Origin of the sequence: Nonomuraea wenchangensis (assembly GCF_900111685.1) — a bacterium.
GTDB lineage: Bacteria > Actinomycetota > Actinomycetes > Streptosporangiales > Streptosporangiaceae > Nonomuraea > Nonomuraea wenchangensis.
Genome location: NZ_FOHX01000012.1, coordinates 50,978 through 68,628, shown reverse-complemented (window position 1 = coordinate 68,628; position 17,651 = coordinate 50,978). Strand labels below are relative to the sequence as shown.

General features: G+C 71.7%; 13 protein-coding genes. 9 read left to right on the top strand and 4 right to left on the bottom strand.

The features are described 5' to 3' along the window. Window position 1 precedes the first annotated feature (1 nt). The 4 genes from BMW85_RS31115 to BMW85_RS31100 all read right to left on the bottom strand — a co-directional run bounded on the left by BMW85_RS31115 (window position 2) and on the right by BMW85_RS31100 (window position 4,528). Window positions 2-1,114: a cysteine desulfurase family protein gene (locus tag BMW85_RS31115; protein WP_091088564.1), complete on the bottom strand. Its 1,113-nt coding sequence runs from the start codon at window positions 1,112-1,114 to the stop codon at window positions 2-4. Continuing rightward, window positions 1,111-2,337: an MFS transporter gene (locus BMW85_RS31110; RefSeq protein ID WP_091088563.1), complete on the bottom strand. Its 1,227-nt coding sequence runs from the start codon at window positions 2,335-2,337 to the stop codon at window positions 1,111-1,113. The genes BMW85_RS31115 and BMW85_RS31110 overlap by 4 nt, the downstream gene beginning before the upstream one ends. Next, on the bottom strand, window positions 2,334-3,665 hold the full coding sequence (locus BMW85_RS31105; RefSeq protein ID WP_245775175.1) for a rhodanese-like domain-containing protein: 1,332 nt from the start codon (window positions 3,663-3,665) through the stop codon (window positions 2,334-2,336). The genes BMW85_RS31110 and BMW85_RS31105 overlap by 4 nt, the downstream gene beginning before the upstream one ends. Before the next feature lie 188 nt (window positions 3,666-3,853). Beyond that, window positions 3,854-4,528, bottom strand: coding sequence for an ArsR/SmtB family transcription factor (locus BMW85_RS31100; RefSeq protein WP_091088557.1), 675 nt, complete (start codon window positions 4,526-4,528; stop codon window positions 3,854-3,856). 190 nt (window positions 4,529-4,718) lie between these two features. On the opposite strand from BMW85_RS31100, the gene BMW85_RS31095 reads away from it, so the two are divergent. The 9 genes from BMW85_RS31095 (at window position 4,719) to BMW85_RS31055 (ending at window position 17,651) form a co-directional block, all read left to right on the top strand. After that, window positions 4,719-5,888, top strand: coding sequence for an NAD(P)/FAD-dependent oxidoreductase (locus tag BMW85_RS31095; RefSeq protein ID WP_091088990.1), 1,170 nt, complete (start codon window positions 4,719-4,721; stop codon window positions 5,886-5,888). 44 nt (window positions 5,889-5,932) lie between these two features. Then, a complete protein-coding gene (locus tag BMW85_RS31090) occupies window positions 5,933-6,661 on the top strand; it encodes an ArsR/SmtB family transcription factor (protein ID WP_091088554.1) in 729 nt (242 codons plus the stop codon). 119 nt (window positions 6,662-6,780) lie between these two features. Then, on the top strand, window positions 6,781-7,119 hold the full coding sequence (locus tag BMW85_RS31085; RefSeq protein ID WP_091088552.1) for an ArsR/SmtB family transcription factor: 339 nt from the start codon (window positions 6,781-6,783) through the stop codon (window positions 7,117-7,119). A gap of 52 nt (window positions 7,120-7,171) precedes the next feature. Then, entirely contained in the window at window positions 7,172-7,633 is a 462-nt protein-coding gene (locus tag BMW85_RS31080; protein ID WP_091088549.1) for an SRPBCC domain-containing protein, read from the top strand. A gap of 238 nt (window positions 7,634-7,871) precedes the next feature. Next, on the top strand, window positions 7,872-8,801 hold the full coding sequence (locus tag BMW85_RS31075; RefSeq protein ID WP_177240967.1) for a DUF1702 family protein: 930 nt from the start codon (window positions 7,872-7,874) through the stop codon (window positions 8,799-8,801). Beyond that, window positions 8,798-10,699 carry a CRTAC1 family protein gene (locus BMW85_RS31070; RefSeq protein WP_091088544.1) on the top strand — a complete coding sequence of 634 codons (1,902 nt, stop codon included), beginning with the start codon at window positions 8,798-8,800 and terminating at the stop codon, window positions 10,697-10,699. Before BMW85_RS31075 ends, BMW85_RS31070 begins: the two co-directional genes overlap by 4 nt. Further along, window positions 10,696-11,628 (top strand): enediyne biosynthesis protein UnbU, encoded by a 933-nt coding sequence (locus BMW85_RS31065; RefSeq protein WP_091088542.1) that lies wholly within the window; start codon window positions 10,696-10,698, stop codon window positions 11,626-11,628. The genes BMW85_RS31070 and BMW85_RS31065 overlap by 4 nt, the downstream gene beginning before the upstream one ends. 6 nt (window positions 11,629-11,634) lie before the next feature. Then, window positions 11,635-17,214, top strand: coding sequence for a type I polyketide synthase (locus BMW85_RS31060; RefSeq protein WP_091088540.1), 5,580 nt, complete (start codon window positions 11,635-11,637; stop codon window positions 17,212-17,214). After that, on the top strand, window positions 17,211-17,651 hold the full coding sequence (locus BMW85_RS31055) for an acyl-CoA thioesterase (RefSeq protein ID WP_091088537.1): 441 nt from the start codon (window positions 17,211-17,213) through the stop codon (window positions 17,649-17,651). Before BMW85_RS31060 ends, BMW85_RS31055 begins: the two co-directional genes overlap by 4 nt.

Below are 17,651 nucleotides of genomic sequence, written 5' to 3'. Positions count from 1 at the left end.
ATCAGGGTCGCCGCATCGCCGCGACCTGGGTAGCCAGCAGACGGGCCGCATGCCGTACGTCCGCCTCGGTCGTCGAGCGGCCGAGTGACAGCCGCACCGCCGAGCGCGCCCGCTCGTCCGGCAGGCCCATCGCGGTCAGCACTGCCGACGGCGCGTCGACGCCCTCGTGACAGGCCGAACCCGTGGAGGCGGCGAGCTCCGGGATTGCGGCGAGCAACTCGCGCGACCTGACGCCAGGGAAGCTGACGTTGAGCGTGCCGGGCAGTCGGTGCGCAGGATCGCCGTTGAGCAGCACCCCGCCGGGCACGAGCGCGTCGAGCTCGCGGTGGAGCAGGTCGCGCAGCTCCGCCAGCCTGGCCATGTCGGCGGCCAGCTCCGTACGGGCGATCTCCGCGGCCATGCCGAGCGCCGCGATGAAGGCGACGTTCTCGGTGCCCGCGCGCAGGCCGCCCTCTTGGCCGCCGCCGACGACGAGCGGGCGCAACCGCAGGCCGGACCGTACGTAGAGCGCGCCGACGCCCTTGGGCGCGTAGAACTTGTGGCCGACGACCGTCAGCAGGTCGACGCCGAGCCGGCGCACGTCGACAGGAACCTTGCCCACCGTCTGCGCGGCGTCGGTGTGGAAGGGCACGCCGCGCCGCCGCGCGGCGGCGGCCAGGTCAGCTATCGGCTGGAGGGTGCCGGTCTCGCTGTTGGCGTGCGCGATCGACACCAGCGCCGTGCGGTCGGTGAGCGCCGCGTCGAGGGCGGAGGGCGCGACGCGGCCGAGCCCGTCCACCGGCAGTGACACCACGTCATAGCCTCGGCAGGCCTCCAGGATCGCGGGATGCTCCGTCGGCTGCGTCACCACCTGACCGCCGCCGGGCACGAGCCCGCGCACGGCGAGGGTGTCGGCCTCCGAGCCGCCGCCGGTGAAGACGATCTCCTCGGGCTCGGCGCCGATCAGCGCGGCGACCTGCGCGCGGCCGGCGGCCACCGCCTCGCGCGGGCGCCTGCCGTACGTGTGCGTGCTGGACGGGTTCCCGAAGTGCTCGCCGAGGTACGGCAGAGCTGCCTCCAGCACGCGCGGGTCGACGGGTGTGGTGGCGTTGTGGTCGAGGTAGACGGACGTCACGCGCTTCCTCTCCGATGCGTCTCGTCCATGCGCAGGGCCACGATCAGTCCGGAGGCGGCGGTGAGGGCCGCGACCGTCCAGATGGCCTGGGGTATGCCGAACAGGTCGGCGACCACCCCGGCGACGAGCGCCCCGACCGCGAAGCCGCCGTCGCGCCACAGCCGGTAGACGCCGACCGCGCGGGCGCGCCAGGAGGGGTGGGCGACGTCGCCGATGGCGGCCAGCAGTGTGGGGTAGACCATCGCCGTCCCGGCTCCCAGCAGGGCGAGCGCGGCGGCCCACCAGAGGAAGCCGCCCGCGAAGGCAATGACCGCGAGGGCCAGGCCCTGCGCGAGCATGCCCCAGACGATCAGCCCCTTGCGCCCCCACCGATCCGACATCGCCCCGGTGGCGAGCTGGCCGAGGCCCCAGACGGCGAGGTACAGGGCGGACAGGAAGCCGATCTGCCCGAGCGGCAGCCCGCGCGTCACGAACATGATCGGCAGCAGCCCCCAGGCGAGCCCGTCGTTGAGGTTGTTGACCATCCCGGCCTGGCTGACCGACGACAGGGTGCGGTCCTTGAAGCTGGTCAGCAGGAAGATCTGCCGGGTGCTGGACAGGTTGACCGTCGATCCGGCTTCGAGCCGGGCGTGGTCGTGCGTCTCCTTCACGACCACCGCGGACAGCCCGAGTCCGAGTGCGGCGTACGCGGCTCCGAGCAGGAACGGGGCCGGGCGCAGGCCGTACCTCTCGGCCAGGTAGCCGGTGGCGACGGTGGTGAGCGCGACGGCGAGGTAGCCTGCGGCCTCGTTGAGCCCCATGGCCAGGCCGCGGCGTTCGGGGCCGGCCAGGTCGATCTTCATGATGACCGTGGTGGACCAGGTCAGCCCCTGGTTGACGCCGAGCAGCACGTTGGCGGCGATGACCCAGCCCCAGTTCGGCGCCCAGATGAGCAGGAGCGGGACAGGCAGCCCTGCCAGCCACCCCGCAATGAGCACGGGCTTGCGTCCGTAGCGGTCGGACAGCGTTCCGGCGAAGAAGTTGGTGGCCGCCTTGACCAGGCCGAACGTCAGGATGAAGGTCAGCGTGCCGGTCGCGGCGGTCAGGCCGAACGCTTGCTCGGCCAGCAGTGGCAGCGTCACCCGCTCCTGGCCGAGCATGCCGCCGACCAGGGCGTTGACGGCGACGAGCAGCGTGAACTGGGCGAGGTTGGCGCGCAGGCCCAGCCGCGGCGTCCGGGTCATCGCCCGGCTTCCAGGGCGCGGCCGGTGGCGGCGCTCCAGTCGGCGGGACCTCCGTCGAGCACGCCGACCTGCCGGTGCCCGGCGCGGGCGAGCAGGCTCGCGCCCGTCATGGCCCGCTCGCCGTGCCCGCACATGACGACGGTCGGCTCGTCGGACAGCATCGGCTCGGCGAGCGCGCCGAGCTCGATGTTCAGCGCGCCGGGTAGATGGCCGGTGCCGAACTCGCCCGCCTGCCGGACGTCAAGGATCCTGCCGCGCGCCGCGCCGGGAGCGACCAGCGGAATGCTCGCCAGAGGGCCGTCCCACGCCTCGGCGAGCTCACCGGCGAGCTTTTCCTGGCCGATCTTGAGCGCCTGCCAGAGGATCTCGGCGGCGTCCTGGCCGGGATCGCGCACGATGACATACGGCGTCGCCGCGCCGACCAGCCAGCCGAGCCAGGTGGCGAACTGGCCGCGCAACGGGATCGACAGCGCGCCGGGGATGTGGCCGCGCGCGAACTCCTCTTTGGGCCGCACGTCGACCACGACGGCTCCGCCGTCCAGCAGAGATCTGGTTCGCGCGGCGGTGAGCGGGGTGAGCCCGGGGGCGGCGAGCGGGGCCGGGCCGCGCCGGTTGGCCTCGGCCAGCCGCAGGAAGTACGGCGGGAAACTGCCGAGCCCGGCGAGCAGTTCCTTGACGAAGGACTCCTCGTCGGGGGCCTGAAGGAGCGGATTGGTCGCCTTCTCCGCGCCGATGGTGGACACCCGTTCGGCTCGGGCCCCGGCCAGGCAGAACGAGCCGGCCCCGTGCGTGGGCAAGACCGGGGTCGCGTCCGGCAGGGCGGCCAGGCGGCGCAGTGAGGCGTACTGGGCGCGGGCCAGCGGTTCCGTCCGGTCGGCTCCGGCGAGGTCGGTGCGGGCGGCGCCGCCGACGATCAGCGATCCGCCGGTGAACACGCCCAGCACCTTCGCGCCTTCCAGCAGGAGGAAGGCCAGGTGTTCGCCGGTGTGACCGGGAGTGGCCCAGGCGCGCAGCGTAAGCCCGCCGAGGTCGATCTCGTCGCCGTCGTGCAGCCCTTGGTGGTCGAAGAGCCGCTCTCCTGCGGCGGAGGCGAGGACGCGGGCACCCTCGTCGTGCGCGAGCTGGAGCGAACCGGACAGGAAGTCGGCGTGCAGGTGGGTGTCGGCGGCGAACGCGATCTCCAGGCCGCGCCGGTGCGCCTGAGCGCGCAGCGCCCGCAGGTCGCGGGTGGCGTCGACAGCCAGAGCCCGCCCGTCGCCGAGGTCGACGAGGTAGGAGCTGTTGCCGAGCCCTTCATCCGGGAGGGTGATGATCATATCGCTCTGCACCTAAGTACAATATTCCATATATTTATGGAATACAAGAGGCCTCGGGCTGGCCGGCCTCCAGCAAGGAACGGGGAACCATGGTGGACGGCGTCGCGGGCGTCCGCCGAGGCGCTGGTGGCCGGACTCCGTTCTGCCGGGCCTGGCGATTCGCCTCGCCGCCGGGGATGGCCTCGCTGTGACCGCTGACGCTACTGCCCTTCTTGGCCGCCTTCCACGGGCAGTCCGTCGACGTACCACTCGAGCATGCCGTCGGCCAGGCGCTTGGCTGGGATTCCGTCGTGCTTGAGCATCCTGACGGCCTCAGGCGCGAAGACGCAGTAGGCCCCTCTGCAGTAAGCCACGACCTCGCGGCCCGGAGGGAGTTCGCCGAGGCGGTCGGGGAGTTCGTCGATCGGGATGCAGACGGCGCCGGGGATGTGTCCGGCGTCGTACTCCTCCTGGGGGCGCACGTCCAGGATGGTGACGACCTGCCCGGCGGCGACGCGTTCGAGGAGCTCCTCGCGGGTGACCTCTTCGGTGTGCTCGCCGAGGTAGGCGGCGACGGCCGCCTGGACGTCGGCCAGGTGCCCGGTGGCGACGTTGCGCAGGCGGGCGTAGAGCTCGATGACGTCTCGACCGGCCAGGCGGTAGAGAACCCTGGTGCCGTCCCGCCGGGTGACCACGAGCCCGCCGTGCTTGAGGGTCTGGAGGTGGGCCGAGGTGCTCGTCAGTCCAAGTCCGGCCGCTTGCGACAGTTGTTCGACGCTGCGCTCGCCCTGAGCCAGCAGGTCAACCAGCTCCAGGCGCTTGCCGTGACCGAGAGCCTTCCCTACTCGGGCAATCTGGTCGAAAAGGGAGGCTTTTCTGACAGGATTTCTGGCCATATACTCCTCCATGGAGCAATGGAATAATGGATCTGTGGAGGATTGTAGCGTCCTAGGCCCCTTCTGTCTTCGCCCGTGCTGATCTTCCTGTGGAACTGAGCGAACAGCGTGCCGACCAGGCGCGCCATGTCTGGGCCTCACGAGCGCCTGACTCGCGAGGCAGGTGTCCGAGCTGACGGGAGTGCTGCCCATGGCCAAGACCGTGATCATTCTGGGAGCCGGAGTCGGCGGCCTGAGCGTCGCCGCAAAGCTCCGCGAGTCCCTGCCAGAACAGGACAGGATCATCCTCATCGACGAGCGGTTCGAGGGCGTGCTCGGCCTGTCGCTGCTGTGGGTCCTCCGCGGCTGGCGGACTCCTGACGAGGTGGTCTACCGGCCCGCCCCTGCGGTCCTGCCGGGAGTGGACCTGGTGAAGGCCACGGTCAAGCTCGTCGACCCCGAACGGAAACGTGTGGTCACCACCGAAGAAGAGTTCGCCGGGGACGCGCTGGTGATCGCCCTGGGCGCGGAGCTCGCTCCGTCGGCTACGCCCGGACTGGAGGAGGCGCTCGACGGGGCGTGGGCGGGAGAGTTTTTCACCCTCCATGGCGCGGCCGCCCTGGGCGAGCGGGCGCGCAAGCTCGGAGAGGGACGGCTCGGCGTCGTCGTCGCCGGGACGCCGTTCAAGTGCCCCGCCGCGCCCTTCGAGGGAGCGCTGCTGCTGGCCGACCTGCTCGGCGAGACCGGAGCACGTGAACGCGTCCGCGTGGACGCCTACACCCCCGACCCGCTCCCCATGCCGGTCGCGGGCCCCGCGATCGGTGAGGCCCTGGTCGGCATGCTGACGGCCTACGGCATCGGCTTCCACGGTGGGCGGGTCACCGAGGCGTTCGACGGGTCTACCGGCGAGATCGTCTTCGCCGACGGCGGCCGTGAGCGGTTCGACCTGGTCGCCGTGGTGCCTCCGCACCGTCCTCCCGCGGCGGTGCGTGCCGCCGGGCTCGGCCCGTCCGGCTGGATCGCGGTCGACAGGAGAACGCTGGCGACCTCCGCTCCCGGCGTGTGGGCCATCGGCGACGTGACGCTGCTGACACTCCCCAACGGCAAGCCGCTGCCCAAGGCCGCCGTCTTCGCCGAGGGCGCCGCCGACGTCGTGGCACACGGCGTGCTGCGCCACCTCGGGCTTCCCGCGCCCGAGCCGTGGTTCGACGGGCTCGGCTCCTGCTACATCGAGGTCGGCGGCCGGATGTCGGCGAAGGGAGAGGGACGCTTCTTCGACGAGCCCGCTCCCACGGTCACGCTCCACGAACCCTCCCTGGCCTTTCATGACGAGAAGGCCGCCCAGGAGGCCGTCTGGCTCAAGCGCTGGAACGAACGGTGACGGAATGGTGACGGACAAGTACGGAGAAGGAAGGCACAGCCCGGATGTCCGCTGACAGCGCGAACGCAGTTCTGGCCGAATTCGCCCGGGTGGCCAAGGCGATGGCCAACCCCGCGCGGCTCCACCTGCTCGACCTGCTCTCCCAGGCGGAACGCAGTGTCGACGACCTGGCCGGCACCGCGAAGATGCCCATCGGCAACACCTCCGCCCAGCTCAAGGTGTTACGCGACGCGGGCCTGGTGTGCAGCAGGAGGGAAGGCACCCGGATCTTCTACCGGCTGGCGGGTGAGGACGTGGCGCTGCTCTACGCGAACCTGCGCAGAGTGTCCAAGAAGCGCGCCCTCGAACCGGACACGGTGCGCGCCTGGTCGCTCATGGACACCCCCGAGGCGGTGATGACCAGAGAGGAACTCCTGCGTCGCAGGGGCGACGGCCGGACGATGCTGATCGACGTGCGGCCGGTCGTCGAGTACGGCACGGCGCACATTCCCGGCGCTGTGTCGATCCCCTTGGAGGACCTGCGCGAACGGATGGCCGAGATCCCGGTCGGGGTCGAGGTGGTCACCTACTGCCGCAGCTCTCACTGCCTGCTCGCGATGGAGGCCGTGTGGCTGCTGCGCTCGCACGGCAGGTGCGCGCGGCCGCTGGAAGAGGGCATGCTGGAGTGGCGCCTCCAACGGCTGCCCTGCGAGGCCGGGAGACCGCCGATCAGGAGGCCGCGTCCGGTGCGTCACGCCGAACACAGGGAGGAACTCGTGCGCGCGGCCAGGTAGGACGCGATCACCGCGGCTTCCGACAGTTGACGCTTACGCAAGGCGCGCATACGCTCCCCATATCGCGATCTGCGGCGCTCAGGCCTTGACCGGGCGCGCCGCTAACTAGGATGAGCGCCATGAGCGGAGACGTTGACGAGGTGCTGCGGGCGATCGCCGAGCCCCGGCGGCGTGCGATCCTGCGCCTCGTCGCCGCGGAGGAGCTCCCCGCCGGCCGGATCGCGGAGCACTTCGAGGTGACGAGGTCGGCCGTCTCCCAGCATCTCCAGGTGCTCAAGGACGCCGGTCTGATCATCGAGCGCCGCGACGGCACCAAACGAATCTATCGGGCCAGCGAAGACGCCCTGCAGCAGCTTCGCGAGGTCGTCGAGTCGCTGTGGCAGGAGAGCATGACCAGGGTCCGTGCGTCCATCGAGGGCGACGAGGCGGGAACACGCGATGAGAAGGCGGCCGGGTGACCGATCTGGCACACTTGGTGAGGTAATTTCGCCGCCTGCAGGGATCACGTCGATGAATACCCCCATTGAGGCCGGAATTGAACCCATCCGGCACGCGGTCATTGTTGAAGCCGATCAAAGTCGCACTTTCGGAACTTTCACCAAGAAGCTCGCCACCTGGTGGCCGATCGACTCGTTTTCGATGGAGCCGGGAAAGGTGCGGGACGTCTGCCTGGAAGAATGGGTGGGCGGCCGGATCTATGAAGTGCTCGACGACGGCAGGGAAAACGACTGGGGCCATATCCTCACCTGGGAACCGCCCCGCCTGGTCGTCTTCACGTGGGAGGTCATAGAAGGCCCGGTCTTCACCGAGGTCGAACTGCTCTTCAAGGAGCTCGGCCCGGCGCTGACGCGTGTCGAGATGACGCATCGGGGCTGGGAGAACCTCGCCCCCCTGCTGAGCGACGCCTACCTGGCCCATCGGAGCGGCTGGCCGCTCATCCTGGGCAGGTTGGAGGCCGCGCTGCGCGCCTGACGTAACCTCGGCTCCGCCCCCGGCAGAACTGCCGGGGGCGGAGCCTTTTGTGCGCATGGTAATGCGGCCGTCACGGCGCATTATTCAAAAGATCCTTTCAGGATTGGTATCCCCTGGATGGCTGCCATTCCGGGGAAAACGCCGGTTGACACCTTTTGAACGCTGTTGTTTGGTGCCCTTTGTAACGCTCTTTCTCGCGTAAAAGAGGCACCTGCAGATGCGGACTATCGGTTCATGGATGCGGCGTCCCCTGCTTCTCGGCCCGGGCGATCTCGACATGGCCAAGCGGGGCTTCCACCAGGGGGCGGCGGACGTGCGCCCGAAGCTCGAAGCGGTCGTGCGCGCCTTCGCCACCGGGTACAACGCGGTGGTCCAGGGCGGCCCGGAACGGCTCAGCCCCGCCGACGCCGACCCCGTCTTGTACGGCTTCGCCGTCGAAGGCGCCGCGATGAGCTCCGCCCTCCTCGACCTCCTCACCCTCAGCGGCGGGCGGCGGGTGGCGCGTCTGCACCGTTGCACCGATGACCGCTACACGCACCTCATCCACGTCGGCGTCGGCTGGGCCTACGCCCGCCTGCGCCTGACCCCCTGGACCGGCGTACGCGCGCACACCCGGATCCTGCGCTGGCTCGCCTGGGACGGCTGGGGCTTCCACGAGGCGTTCTTCCGTCCCGGCGCCGTCTTCCACGGAGCGGTGGAACGTGCCGCCCGCACGGCGGCCCGGCCGATTCGCGACCAGGGCGTCGGCCGGGCGCTGTGGTTCTACGCCGGCGCCGACCCCGCCCGCGTCAGCGAGGTGATCGACGGCTTCGCCTCCTCCCGCCGCGCCGATCTGTGGGCAGGCATCGGGCTCGCCGCCTGCTACACGGGCGCGCAGTCGCCCGCAGGCTTGGAACGGCTGGTCCAGGCTTGCGGACACCACCGGCCCCACCTGGCCCAGGGCGCCGCCTTCGCCGCCAAAGCCCGTCACCTGTCCGGTCATGTCCCGCAGAGCTGCGCCGACGCGGTGACCCACCTGACCGGAGCCACCGTCGCGCAGGCCGCCGCCTGGACCGATGACGCGCTCGCGAAACTCGCGGACAAACCGGACACCCCGGCCACCTACGAGCGCTGGCGCGAGCAGATCCGCCGTTCCTGGTCCCTTCACCCGGGAGGTGTCGCACGATGACCAGACGTCTCCGCTCCCGCGTGGCCCAGCTCGTGGCCCTCGCGCTCGTCGTCGTCGGCTGGCAGCTCAGCCGGCTCCCCGAGGTCTCCTCCGCCACCGCGTCGGCGCTCGCAAAGGAGTTCTCCTTCCAGCGCAGCCCGCTCAACACCGATGTCACCACGCGCTCCATCCGGGAGGTCGCCCCCGTTTACCGGAAGATCGACCACTGGATCTCCTCGCTCGGCGCCGCCGTGGCGCTGGCCGACCTCGACGCCAACGGCCGCGCCGACGACCTGTGCCTGGTCGACCCGCGCGACGAGTCGGTGCGGCTCATGGCCGTCCCGGGCACGGGGGAGCGCTTCTCCGGCTTCGAGCTGCGGCCGGGCGGCCTGCCGTACGACAGGACCATGGCCCCCATGGGCTGCGTGCCGGGGGACTACGACGAGGACGGCCGCCAGGACCTGCTCGTCTACTTCTGGGGCCGCTCACCGGTGCTCTACCTCAGGCAGGGGCCGGAGCTCGCGGCGTCGTCCTTCGCCGTCGAGGAGCTCGTCCAGCCGTACCAGGTCTGGAACACCAACGCCGTCACCCTTGGGGACTTCGACGGCGACGGCCACACCGACATCGCGCTCGGCAACTACTTCCCCGACCGGGCCAGGGTCCTCGACCCCACCGCGATCCAGGACGAGCTCCAGATGCAGGACTCCATGTCGGCCGCCTACAACGGCGGCAAGAACCGGCTCCTGCTGTGGCGCGGCGGCACCGCCCCCGGCACCCGGTACGGCGACGCCGCCTCCGCCTTCACCCCCGACATGGCCGACGGCTGGACCCTCGCACTCGGCGCCCAGGACCTCGACGGAGACGGCCTTCCCGAGCTGTACGTCGCCAACGACTTCGGCCCCGACCGGCTGCTGCGCAACCTCTCGACCGCGGGCAAGCCGCGCTTCCAGATCGTCGAAGGCGTCCGCCACTTCGACACGCCCAAGTCGAAGACACTCGGCCGCGACTCCTTCAAAGGCATGGGCATCGCCTTCTCCGACCTCAACCACGACGGCGCCCCCGACATGGTCGTCAGCAACATCACCGAGAACTTCGCGCTCCACGAGAGCAACTTCGCCTGGATCAGCCGCGGCCGCGCGGTCTTCGACGGCGCCACCGCGCGCTACGACGATCGCAGCGAGCCCATGGGGATCTCCAGATCCGGCTGGGGCTGGGACATGAAGATCGGCGACTTCGCGGGCGACGGCCGCACCCAGATCCTCCAGGCCACCGGCTTCATCAAGGGCGAGACCAACCGCTGGCCCGAACTGCAGGAACTTGCCATGACCAACGACGAGCTCCTCTGGAACCCGTCGATGTGGCCCCGCTTCGGCCGGACCGACGACCTGTCGGGGGACAACCCCAACCGCTTCTTCGTCCAGGGACCCGGCGGACGCCATACCGACCTGTCCGCAGAGCTCGGCGTCGACGAACGCGGACCCAGCCGCGGCTTCGCCCTCGGCGACACCGACCGCGACGGCCGCCTCGACTTCGCCGTCGCCAACCAGTGGCGGCAGTCCGCCTACTTCCACAACACCCGGGCCGCCGACCGCCCGTACCTGGGTCTCGCCCTCGTACGGCCGGCGGGCTTGTGCGCCGCCCCGTCCACGGCCACCACGCCCGCCATCGGTGCGAGCGTCCAGGTGCACTCCGGCGCGGCCGGGCTCGCCACCACCCAGCTCTACCCGGCGGGCGGCCACGCCGGCGTCTCCGCACCGGAAGTCCTGCTGAGCCTGGCGGCCGGCAGCACGACCGCCGAGATCACCGTGCGCTGGCGCGACACCTGCGGCAAGCAGCGCAGCGCCGACGTGCGGCTCGCGCCCGGCTGGCACACCCTGCAGCTCAACTCCGACGGATCAGCACGGGAGATCACCCGATGACAGGCAAGCCCGACCCGCGCACCAGCGCCCTGCGCAGGTTCGCCGTCTCCATCACCGCGTTCAACATCCTCGGACACACCGTCCTCGGGTTCGAGCAGGCCTTCGCCACCCCGATCGCCGCCCTCGCCGTCGCCTACCTCGCCGAACTGGCGCTGGAGAAGATCGACGCGACCGCCACGGGCCGGCCGGTCAAGTACGCGGGCGGCGGGTTCCGCGGCCTCGTCGACTTCCTCCTGCCCGCGCACATCAGCGGCCTGGCCTGCGCGATGCTCCTCTACGCCAACGACCGGCTCGTGCCCGTGATGTTCGCGGTCGTCGTGGCGATCGCCAGCAAGTACCTCATCAGGGTGCGGCTGCGCGGCGCTTACAAGCACGTGCTCAACCCGTCGAACTTCGGGATCGTCGTCGTCCTGCTGGCCTTCCCCTGGGTGGGGATCGCTCCGCCGTACCACTTCACCGAGTGGGTGAGCGGGCCGGTCGACTGGGGGCTGCCCCTCGTCATCCTCGCCTCGGGGACGATGCTCAATGCGATGCTGACCAAGAAGGTGCCGCTCATCCTCGGCTGGGCTGGCGCGTTCGCGGCCCAAGCGGTGATCCGCACCGCGATCGACGGCACGGCCACGGTCACCGCCCTCACCGTCATGACCGGGACCGCCTTCATCCTCTTCACCAACTACATGATCACCGACCCGGGGACGACACCGATGAAGCCGGGACGCCAGGTGCTCTTCGGCGTCGCCGCCGCGGCCACCTACGGCCTCCTGGTCCACCTGCACATCTCCTTCGGATTGTTCTTCGCCCTGGTCATCGTCTGCGCCGTCCGCGGCGTGGCCCTGGCCACGCTCTCGCTGCGGCAGCAGCGGCAGACCACCGCCTCCGAGCCCGAGCCCGCGCTGAGCGGCGGACCGCTCGCCGCGAACAGGACGTGATCCACCATGCTCCACCCCATCGCCATCGTGGGCGCCTCGTGCCGGTATCCGGACGCGGATGACCTCGACCGCCTGTGGGAACTGGTGATGTCCGGGCGACGCGCCTTCAGGCCGCTGCCTCCGGGGCGGCTCAACCTCGACGACTACCGCGCTCCGTCCGTGCCGGAGACCGACAGCACCTACGCGCGCCACGCCGCCGTCCTTGAAGGCTGGGCGTTCGACCGGGCCAGGTTCAGGGTTCCTGGCCCCGTGCACCGCGTCACCGACACCGCCCACTGGCTGGCGCTGGAGGTCGCGGCCGACGCACTCGCCTCAGCGGGGTTCGCCGACGGCAAGGGACTCGACCGCGACCGGGTCGGCGTCGTCATCGGCAACACCATGAACGGCGAGTTCGCCCGGGCGGGCGGGCTCCGGCTGCGCTGGCCGTACGTCCGCAGGCTGCTCCAGCAGGCGCTGGGGGAGGAGGGGTGGGAGGCGGAACGGCAGGCCGCGTTCGTGGCCGCGTTCGAGCGGGCTTTCAAAGCGCCCTTCCCAGAGCCGAACGACGAGAGCCTGGCGGGCGGCCTCGCCAACACCATCGCCGGGCGCATCTGCAACCACTACGACTTCCACGGCGGCGGCTACACCGTCGACGGCGCCTGCTCCTCCTCGCTGCTCGCGGTGGTCACCGCGGCCCGCGCGCTGCGGGCGGGGGAGATCGATGTCGCGGTCGCCGGTGGAGTCGACCTGAGCCTCGACCCCTTCGAGCTCGTTGGCTTCGCCCGCACCGGCGCGCTCGCCCGTGACGCGATGCGCGTCTACGACGCCGACCCCACAGGCTTCTGGCCGGGAGAGGGCTGCGGGATGGTCATCCTGATGCGGGCCGACGACGCGCTCGCCTCGGGCCGCCACCCGCTCGCGCTGATCAACGGCTGGGGCGTGTCGTCGGACGGCATGGGCGGCATCACCAGGCCCGAGCGCGCGGGCCAGCTCCTGGCGATACGGCGGGCCTACGAGCAGGCCGGTTACGGCGCGGAGACCGTCGCCTGCTTCGAGGGCCATGGCACCGGGACCGCCGTCGGCGACGCCGTCGAGATTGCCGCGCTGATCGAGGCCCAGCGCGGCAGGCGTACCACGGGCCCCGCCGCGCTGGGGTCGATCAAGGCCAACATCGGCCACACCAAAGCTGCCGCCGGAGTGGCCGGGCTGCTCAAGGCCGTCCTGGCGCTCCAGCGGCAGGTGATCCCGCCGACGACCGGCTGCGACACGCCGCACGGTCTGCTCGACGAGCCCGGCGCGCCGCTGCGGATCGTGCGCACCGCCGAACCCTGGCCCGAAGACCAGCCGTTGCGGGCCGGGGTCAGCGCCATGGGGTTCGGCGGGATCAACACCCACCTCACGCTGGAGAGCGCCGCGCCCGGAAGGCGACGGAGCCTCACCGCCGTGGAACGGGTGCTCACGGCTCCGGCGCCTGACGCCGAGGTGTTCGTGTTCGCCTCCGACGACCGTGACGAGCTGGCCGCCGAGCTGGCGCGGATCGAGCGGCTGGCCGGGCAGATCTCCTTTGCCGAGCACGCCGACCTCGCCGCTGAGCTGGCGGAGCGTGCGGCGGGACCGTTCAGGCGCTTCCGCGTCGCCCTCGTGGCCGCCGACGCGGGCCAGCTCGCGCGCCGCGCGGCGACAGCAGGACGGCTGCTGGCGGGCGACGAACGGGTCGACTTCCGCATCGCCTCCGGCATCGCCCTCGGCATCGGCACCCCCGGCCGCGTGGGCCTGCTCTTCCCCGGTCAGGGCGCGCCCCTGCCAAGCCGGGTCCCCCGCGTCCCCGGCCAGGGCGCCCCCCATCCCGGGCAGCTCGCCGTTCTCATGGCCGAGCTTCCCGATCCTGCCGCTCGGGTGCCGGATACGGCGGTGGCGCAGCCGCTGATCGTTGCCGCTGCTCTCGCCGGGCTGCGCTGGCTCGACGCGCTCGGGGTCGTCGCCGGTGGCGCCGCCGGGCACAGCCTCGGTGAGATCGCCGCGCTCGCCTGGGCGGAGGTACTCGGCCACGACGCCGCCGTGGATCTCGCCTCCGCCCGTGGCCGCATCATGTCCGAGTACGGCGCGCCCGGCACCGGCATGCTCTCCCTGCTCGCCTCGCACGAGGCCGCGAGCGCGCTGGTCACCGGCACGAGCCTCGTGGTGGCCGCCGACCACGGGCACGCCTCGGTCGTCGCCGGACCCCTGGAAGAGCTCGACCGCCTGGCCGGCCGCTGCGACGAGGCGGGCATCCGGCATCGCCGCCTCGACGTGAGCCACGCCTTCCACTCGCCCGCCTTCGCCGCCGCCGAGCCGGTGTTCCGCGGGCACCTCGCGGACGTCCCGTTCGCGGAGCCGAGAGGCACCGTCCACTCGACGATCACCGGAGCCCCGCTCAAGCCGGGCGACGACGTCGCGGCCATGCTCACCGCCCAGCTCACCGCGCCGGTCCTCTACCGGCAGGCGGTCGAGTCCCTCGCCGGATCCGTCGACCTGCTCCTAGAGGTCGGGCCCGGCCACACCCTGTCCGGCCTCACCGGCGAAATGACCGGCAAGCCCGTCCTGTCCATGGAGATCGGCGGGGAGTCGGACGTGCCGTTGTGCGGAGTGGCCGCCGCCCTGCACGCGCTCGGTGCCGCCACCGACCTGCGCCCGCTGTTCGAAGGCCGCTTCCATCGTCCCTTCGACCTCCAGCGCGAGCGGGTCTTCCTGGAGAGCCCGTGCGAGCAGGCGCCGGTGCTGCCCGCCGTACCGCGGCAGCTTCCCGAGGAGGAGTCCCAAATCGCCGTGACCCATGGGGATCCGGCGTCCGCAGTACGAGATCTCGTCGCGGTCGCATTGGAACTCCCGGCCGAGGCAATCGACGACGGCGACCGGCTGCTGAGCGACCTGCACCTCAACTCGCTGCGGGTGGTTCAGCTCGCCGCGCAGGCCGCCGCCTCGTGCGGGCGGGCCGTCCCGGTCGAGCCGCTCGTCCTGGCCGACGTGACGGTCACGGACCTCATCGCCTACATCGAGGCGCTGCCCGAGGCGGACGCCGACGCCGACGCGGGCTTCCCCGGCGTCGCCCCCTGGCACCGGCTGCTGCGCAGGCGGCTCAGCCCTGCCGCCGTGGCGGGCGAGACCGTCGACCTCACCTGGCGGGTCGGCGGCGGCGGCCCGCTGCGCGCGGAGATCGAGCCGTCGCTCCACCTGGGCGAGGCCGAGGCCGAGGCCGAGCTGTACTTCCTGCCCGAGGACCCGGACGACGACGCCGTCGCTGGGCTCGTCGCCGCCGCGCGGAGCGCCGTGGATCTGCACCGTCCACTCACCGTTGTCGACCACGGTGACACCGCCTCCGGCTTCCTCGCCGGCATCTGCCAGGAGCATCCGGGGCAGGCCATGCGCTGGATCGGCGTCTCCGGGGCCGGCGCGGCGCCTGCCGTACGGGGGCTCCTGCGCCGCCCCGCCTCGGGCTTCAGCGAACTCGTGGTCGCCACCGGCGAGGTGAACGACGTCTCCTACGAGCCCTTGCCCACCCCCGCCGCCGGCTCGCCGATCGGGCCCGACGACGTCGTCCTCGTCACCGGCGGTGGCAAGGGCATCGGCTTTCAGACCGCCCTGTCACTCGGCCGCGCCACCGGAGCCTTCCTCGTGCTGCTCGGCAGGAGCGACCCCGCCGCCGACGAGGAGCTCGCCGCCAACCTGGCGGCGCTCGACGGGGTACGGCACGCCTACGCCCGCGCCGACGTCACCGACCGCGCGGCCCTGCGCGCGGCGCTGGCACGGGCGACCGCCGTCTCGGGACCGGTCACCGTCGTCGTGCACAGCAGCGGGATCAACGAGCCGCGGCGCTTCCTCGACCTGGGCGACGACGACTACGCCCGGCACAGCGCGCCCAAACACGAGGCCCTGCGTCACCTGCTCGACCTCCTCGACCTCGGCTGCCTGCGCGTGCTGGTGACTTACGGGTCGGTGATCGGCCGGTTCGGCCTTCCGGGCGAGGCCCACTACGCGCTCGCCAACGGCCGCCTGCGCGAGCTCGCCCGCGTGCTGGCCGCCCGGCTCCCCGGCTGCGTGGTGCGCAACATCGACTGGACCGCCTGGTCCGGCGCGGGCATGGGCGAGCGGCTCGACGTGCTCGACGGCCTCATGCGCGCCGGCGTCGTGCCGCTCCCCGTCGAGCGCGGCCTCGACCTGCTCCACGAGGCACTCAGCGGACCGCCCGGCACCTGGAACGTGCTGGCCACCGGCCGGCTGCCTCAGCTCCAGTCGGCCCCGGGGCCCGGACCGGAGTCGGGTTTCGCCAGGATCCCGGTCTTCGTCCCCGGCGTCGAGGCCGTCGCGGAGGTCGACCTCGACCCGGTCCGCGACGGCTACCTGGCCGACCACCTGATCGACGGGCTGCGCGTCCTGCCCGCCGTCGTCGCGATGGAACTGATGGCGCGCACGGCCGAACTGCTCACCGGCGAGCGCCCCGCCCATCTCGCCGACTGCGCCTTCGACCGCCCCGTGATCGTGCCCGAGGAGGGGCGGACCCTGCGCGTCTGCGCCCTGGCCCGGGGAGAGGACGCCGTCGAGGTGGTCGTCCGCAGTGACGAGACCGGATATGCGGTCGACCACTTCTCGGCGCGGGTCATGCGCACCCCGGGCGGCCCCGGCCTCACCGTTCCGAGCGGGCCGAGGGCCGAACAGCCCCTGCACAGGGGACGGCAGCTCTACGGCCCGACCTTCTTCCACGGGCCGCTGTTCCAGCGCCTGCGGCACTACGAGCACTTGGAGGCCACGGCGTGCGTCGCCGTCCTCGACGCCGACCGGCGATGGGACCCCGCCGAACGGCTCGTGCTCGGCGACCCCACCGTCAACGACGCGGCCATCCACGTCCTGCAGGCATGCGTCCCCAACCGGCGGCTGCTCCCGGTGGCCTGCGAGGCGTTCGCCCTGCACTCCTCCGCCGAGACACCCGAGCTCGTGCTCTCCGCGGCCGAACGGCACAGGCGCGGCACCGACCATGTCTACGACGTGATCGTCCGCGACCGGCGCGGATGGCCGGTGATGAGCTGGCGCGGCCTGTGCCTGCGCGACATCGGGCCACTGGAGCCGCCCGCGTGGCCCGCCGTCCTCGTCGGGCCCTACCTGCAGCGCAGCATCGAGGCGCTGCTGCCGGACAGCCCCGTGCAGGTCGGCGTCACCCCCAAGACCGGTGGCCGCACCGCGGGCCGAGGCTCCGAGACCGACCGGGGCGTACGGCGGAGCCACCTCGACCGGTGGGTCCTGCGCGTTACCGGCCCCGCCGCCCTCGCCTGCGACTGGGAGTGGGTGGAGCCCGGCATCGAGATCCATCCGCAGGCGCTCGCGGCGGCCAGGCAGATCGCCGAGCTGACCGGCGAGCCGTCCGAGCACACCGCCGCCCGCCTCTGGACGGTCAGGGAATGCCTGTCCAAGCACGGCCACGCCCTGTCGCAGGCCCCGCTGACCGTCCAGGGCGCCTACGAACAGGGCTGGCTGCTCCTCAGAAGCGGGTTCACGCAGCTCGCCTGCAGCGTCCTGCAGGTCGAAGGGGAATCCAGGCCGATCGCCGTCTCCGTCATGGTGAAGGGAGGATCATGAGGCGGACCTTCGCCTACGAGCACACGGTGACTTTCGTCGACACGAATCTCGTCGGCAATGTGTACTTCGCCAACTACCTGATCTGGCAGGGCGCGTGCCGTGAGCGCTTCCTGGCCGAGCACGCGCCGGGCGTCATCGAGCGACTGGCCGCCGACCTCGCGCTGGTGACGGTGTCGTGCTCGTGCGAGTTCTTCGCCGAACTGGTGGCCTTCGACCGCGTGTCGGTCAGGATGAGCCTGCGCGGCGTCGAGTTCAACCGGATCGCGATGGGCTTCGACTACGTGCGGCTCAACACCGGGCCGGGCCAGCTCGTCGCCCGCGGCGCGCAGACGGTCGCCTGCATGAAGCGGGTCGACGGCGAACTGGTCTCCGTCGACGTGCCGGACGACCTGCTCAGGGCGCTCGACGCCTACGCCGTCCATCCAGGCCGGCGCTGA

Excerpts from the sequence above, each read along its gene's own strand:
- BMW85_RS31110 (WP_091088563.1), bottom strand. The coding sequence starts at position 2,337 with ATGACCCGGACGCCGCGGCTGGGCCTGCGCGCCAACCTCGCCCAGTTC.
- BMW85_RS31100 (WP_091088557.1), bottom strand. The coding sequence starts at position 4,528 with ATGGCCAGAAATCCTGTCAGAAAAGCCTCCCTTTTCGACCAGATTGCC.
- BMW85_RS31095 (WP_091088990.1), top strand. The coding sequence starts at position 4,719 with ATGGCCAAGACCGTGATCATTCTGGGAGCCGGAGTCGGCGGCCTGAGC.
- BMW85_RS31090 (WP_091088554.1), top strand. The coding sequence starts at position 5,933 with ATGTCCGCTGACAGCGCGAACGCAGTTCTGGCCGAATTCGCCCGGGTG.
- BMW85_RS31085 (WP_091088552.1), top strand. The coding sequence starts at position 6,781 with ATGAGCGGAGACGTTGACGAGGTGCTGCGGGCGATCGCCGAGCCCCGG.
- BMW85_RS31080 (WP_091088549.1), top strand. The coding sequence starts at position 7,172 with ATGAATACCCCCATTGAGGCCGGAATTGAACCCATCCGGCACGCGGTC.
- BMW85_RS31075 (WP_177240967.1), top strand. The coding sequence starts at position 7,872 with ATGCGGCGTCCCCTGCTTCTCGGCCCGGGCGATCTCGACATGGCCAAG.
- BMW85_RS31070 (WP_091088544.1), top strand. The coding sequence starts at position 8,798 with ATGACCAGACGTCTCCGCTCCCGCGTGGCCCAGCTCGTGGCCCTCGCG.
- BMW85_RS31065 (WP_091088542.1), top strand. The coding sequence starts at position 10,696 with ATGACAGGCAAGCCCGACCCGCGCACCAGCGCCCTGCGCAGGTTCGCC.
- BMW85_RS31060 (WP_091088540.1), top strand. The coding sequence starts at position 11,635 with ATGCTCCACCCCATCGCCATCGTGGGCGCCTCGTGCCGGTATCCGGAC.
- BMW85_RS31055 (WP_091088537.1), top strand. The coding sequence starts at position 17,211 with ATGAGGCGGACCTTCGCCTACGAGCACACGGTGACTTTCGTCGACACG.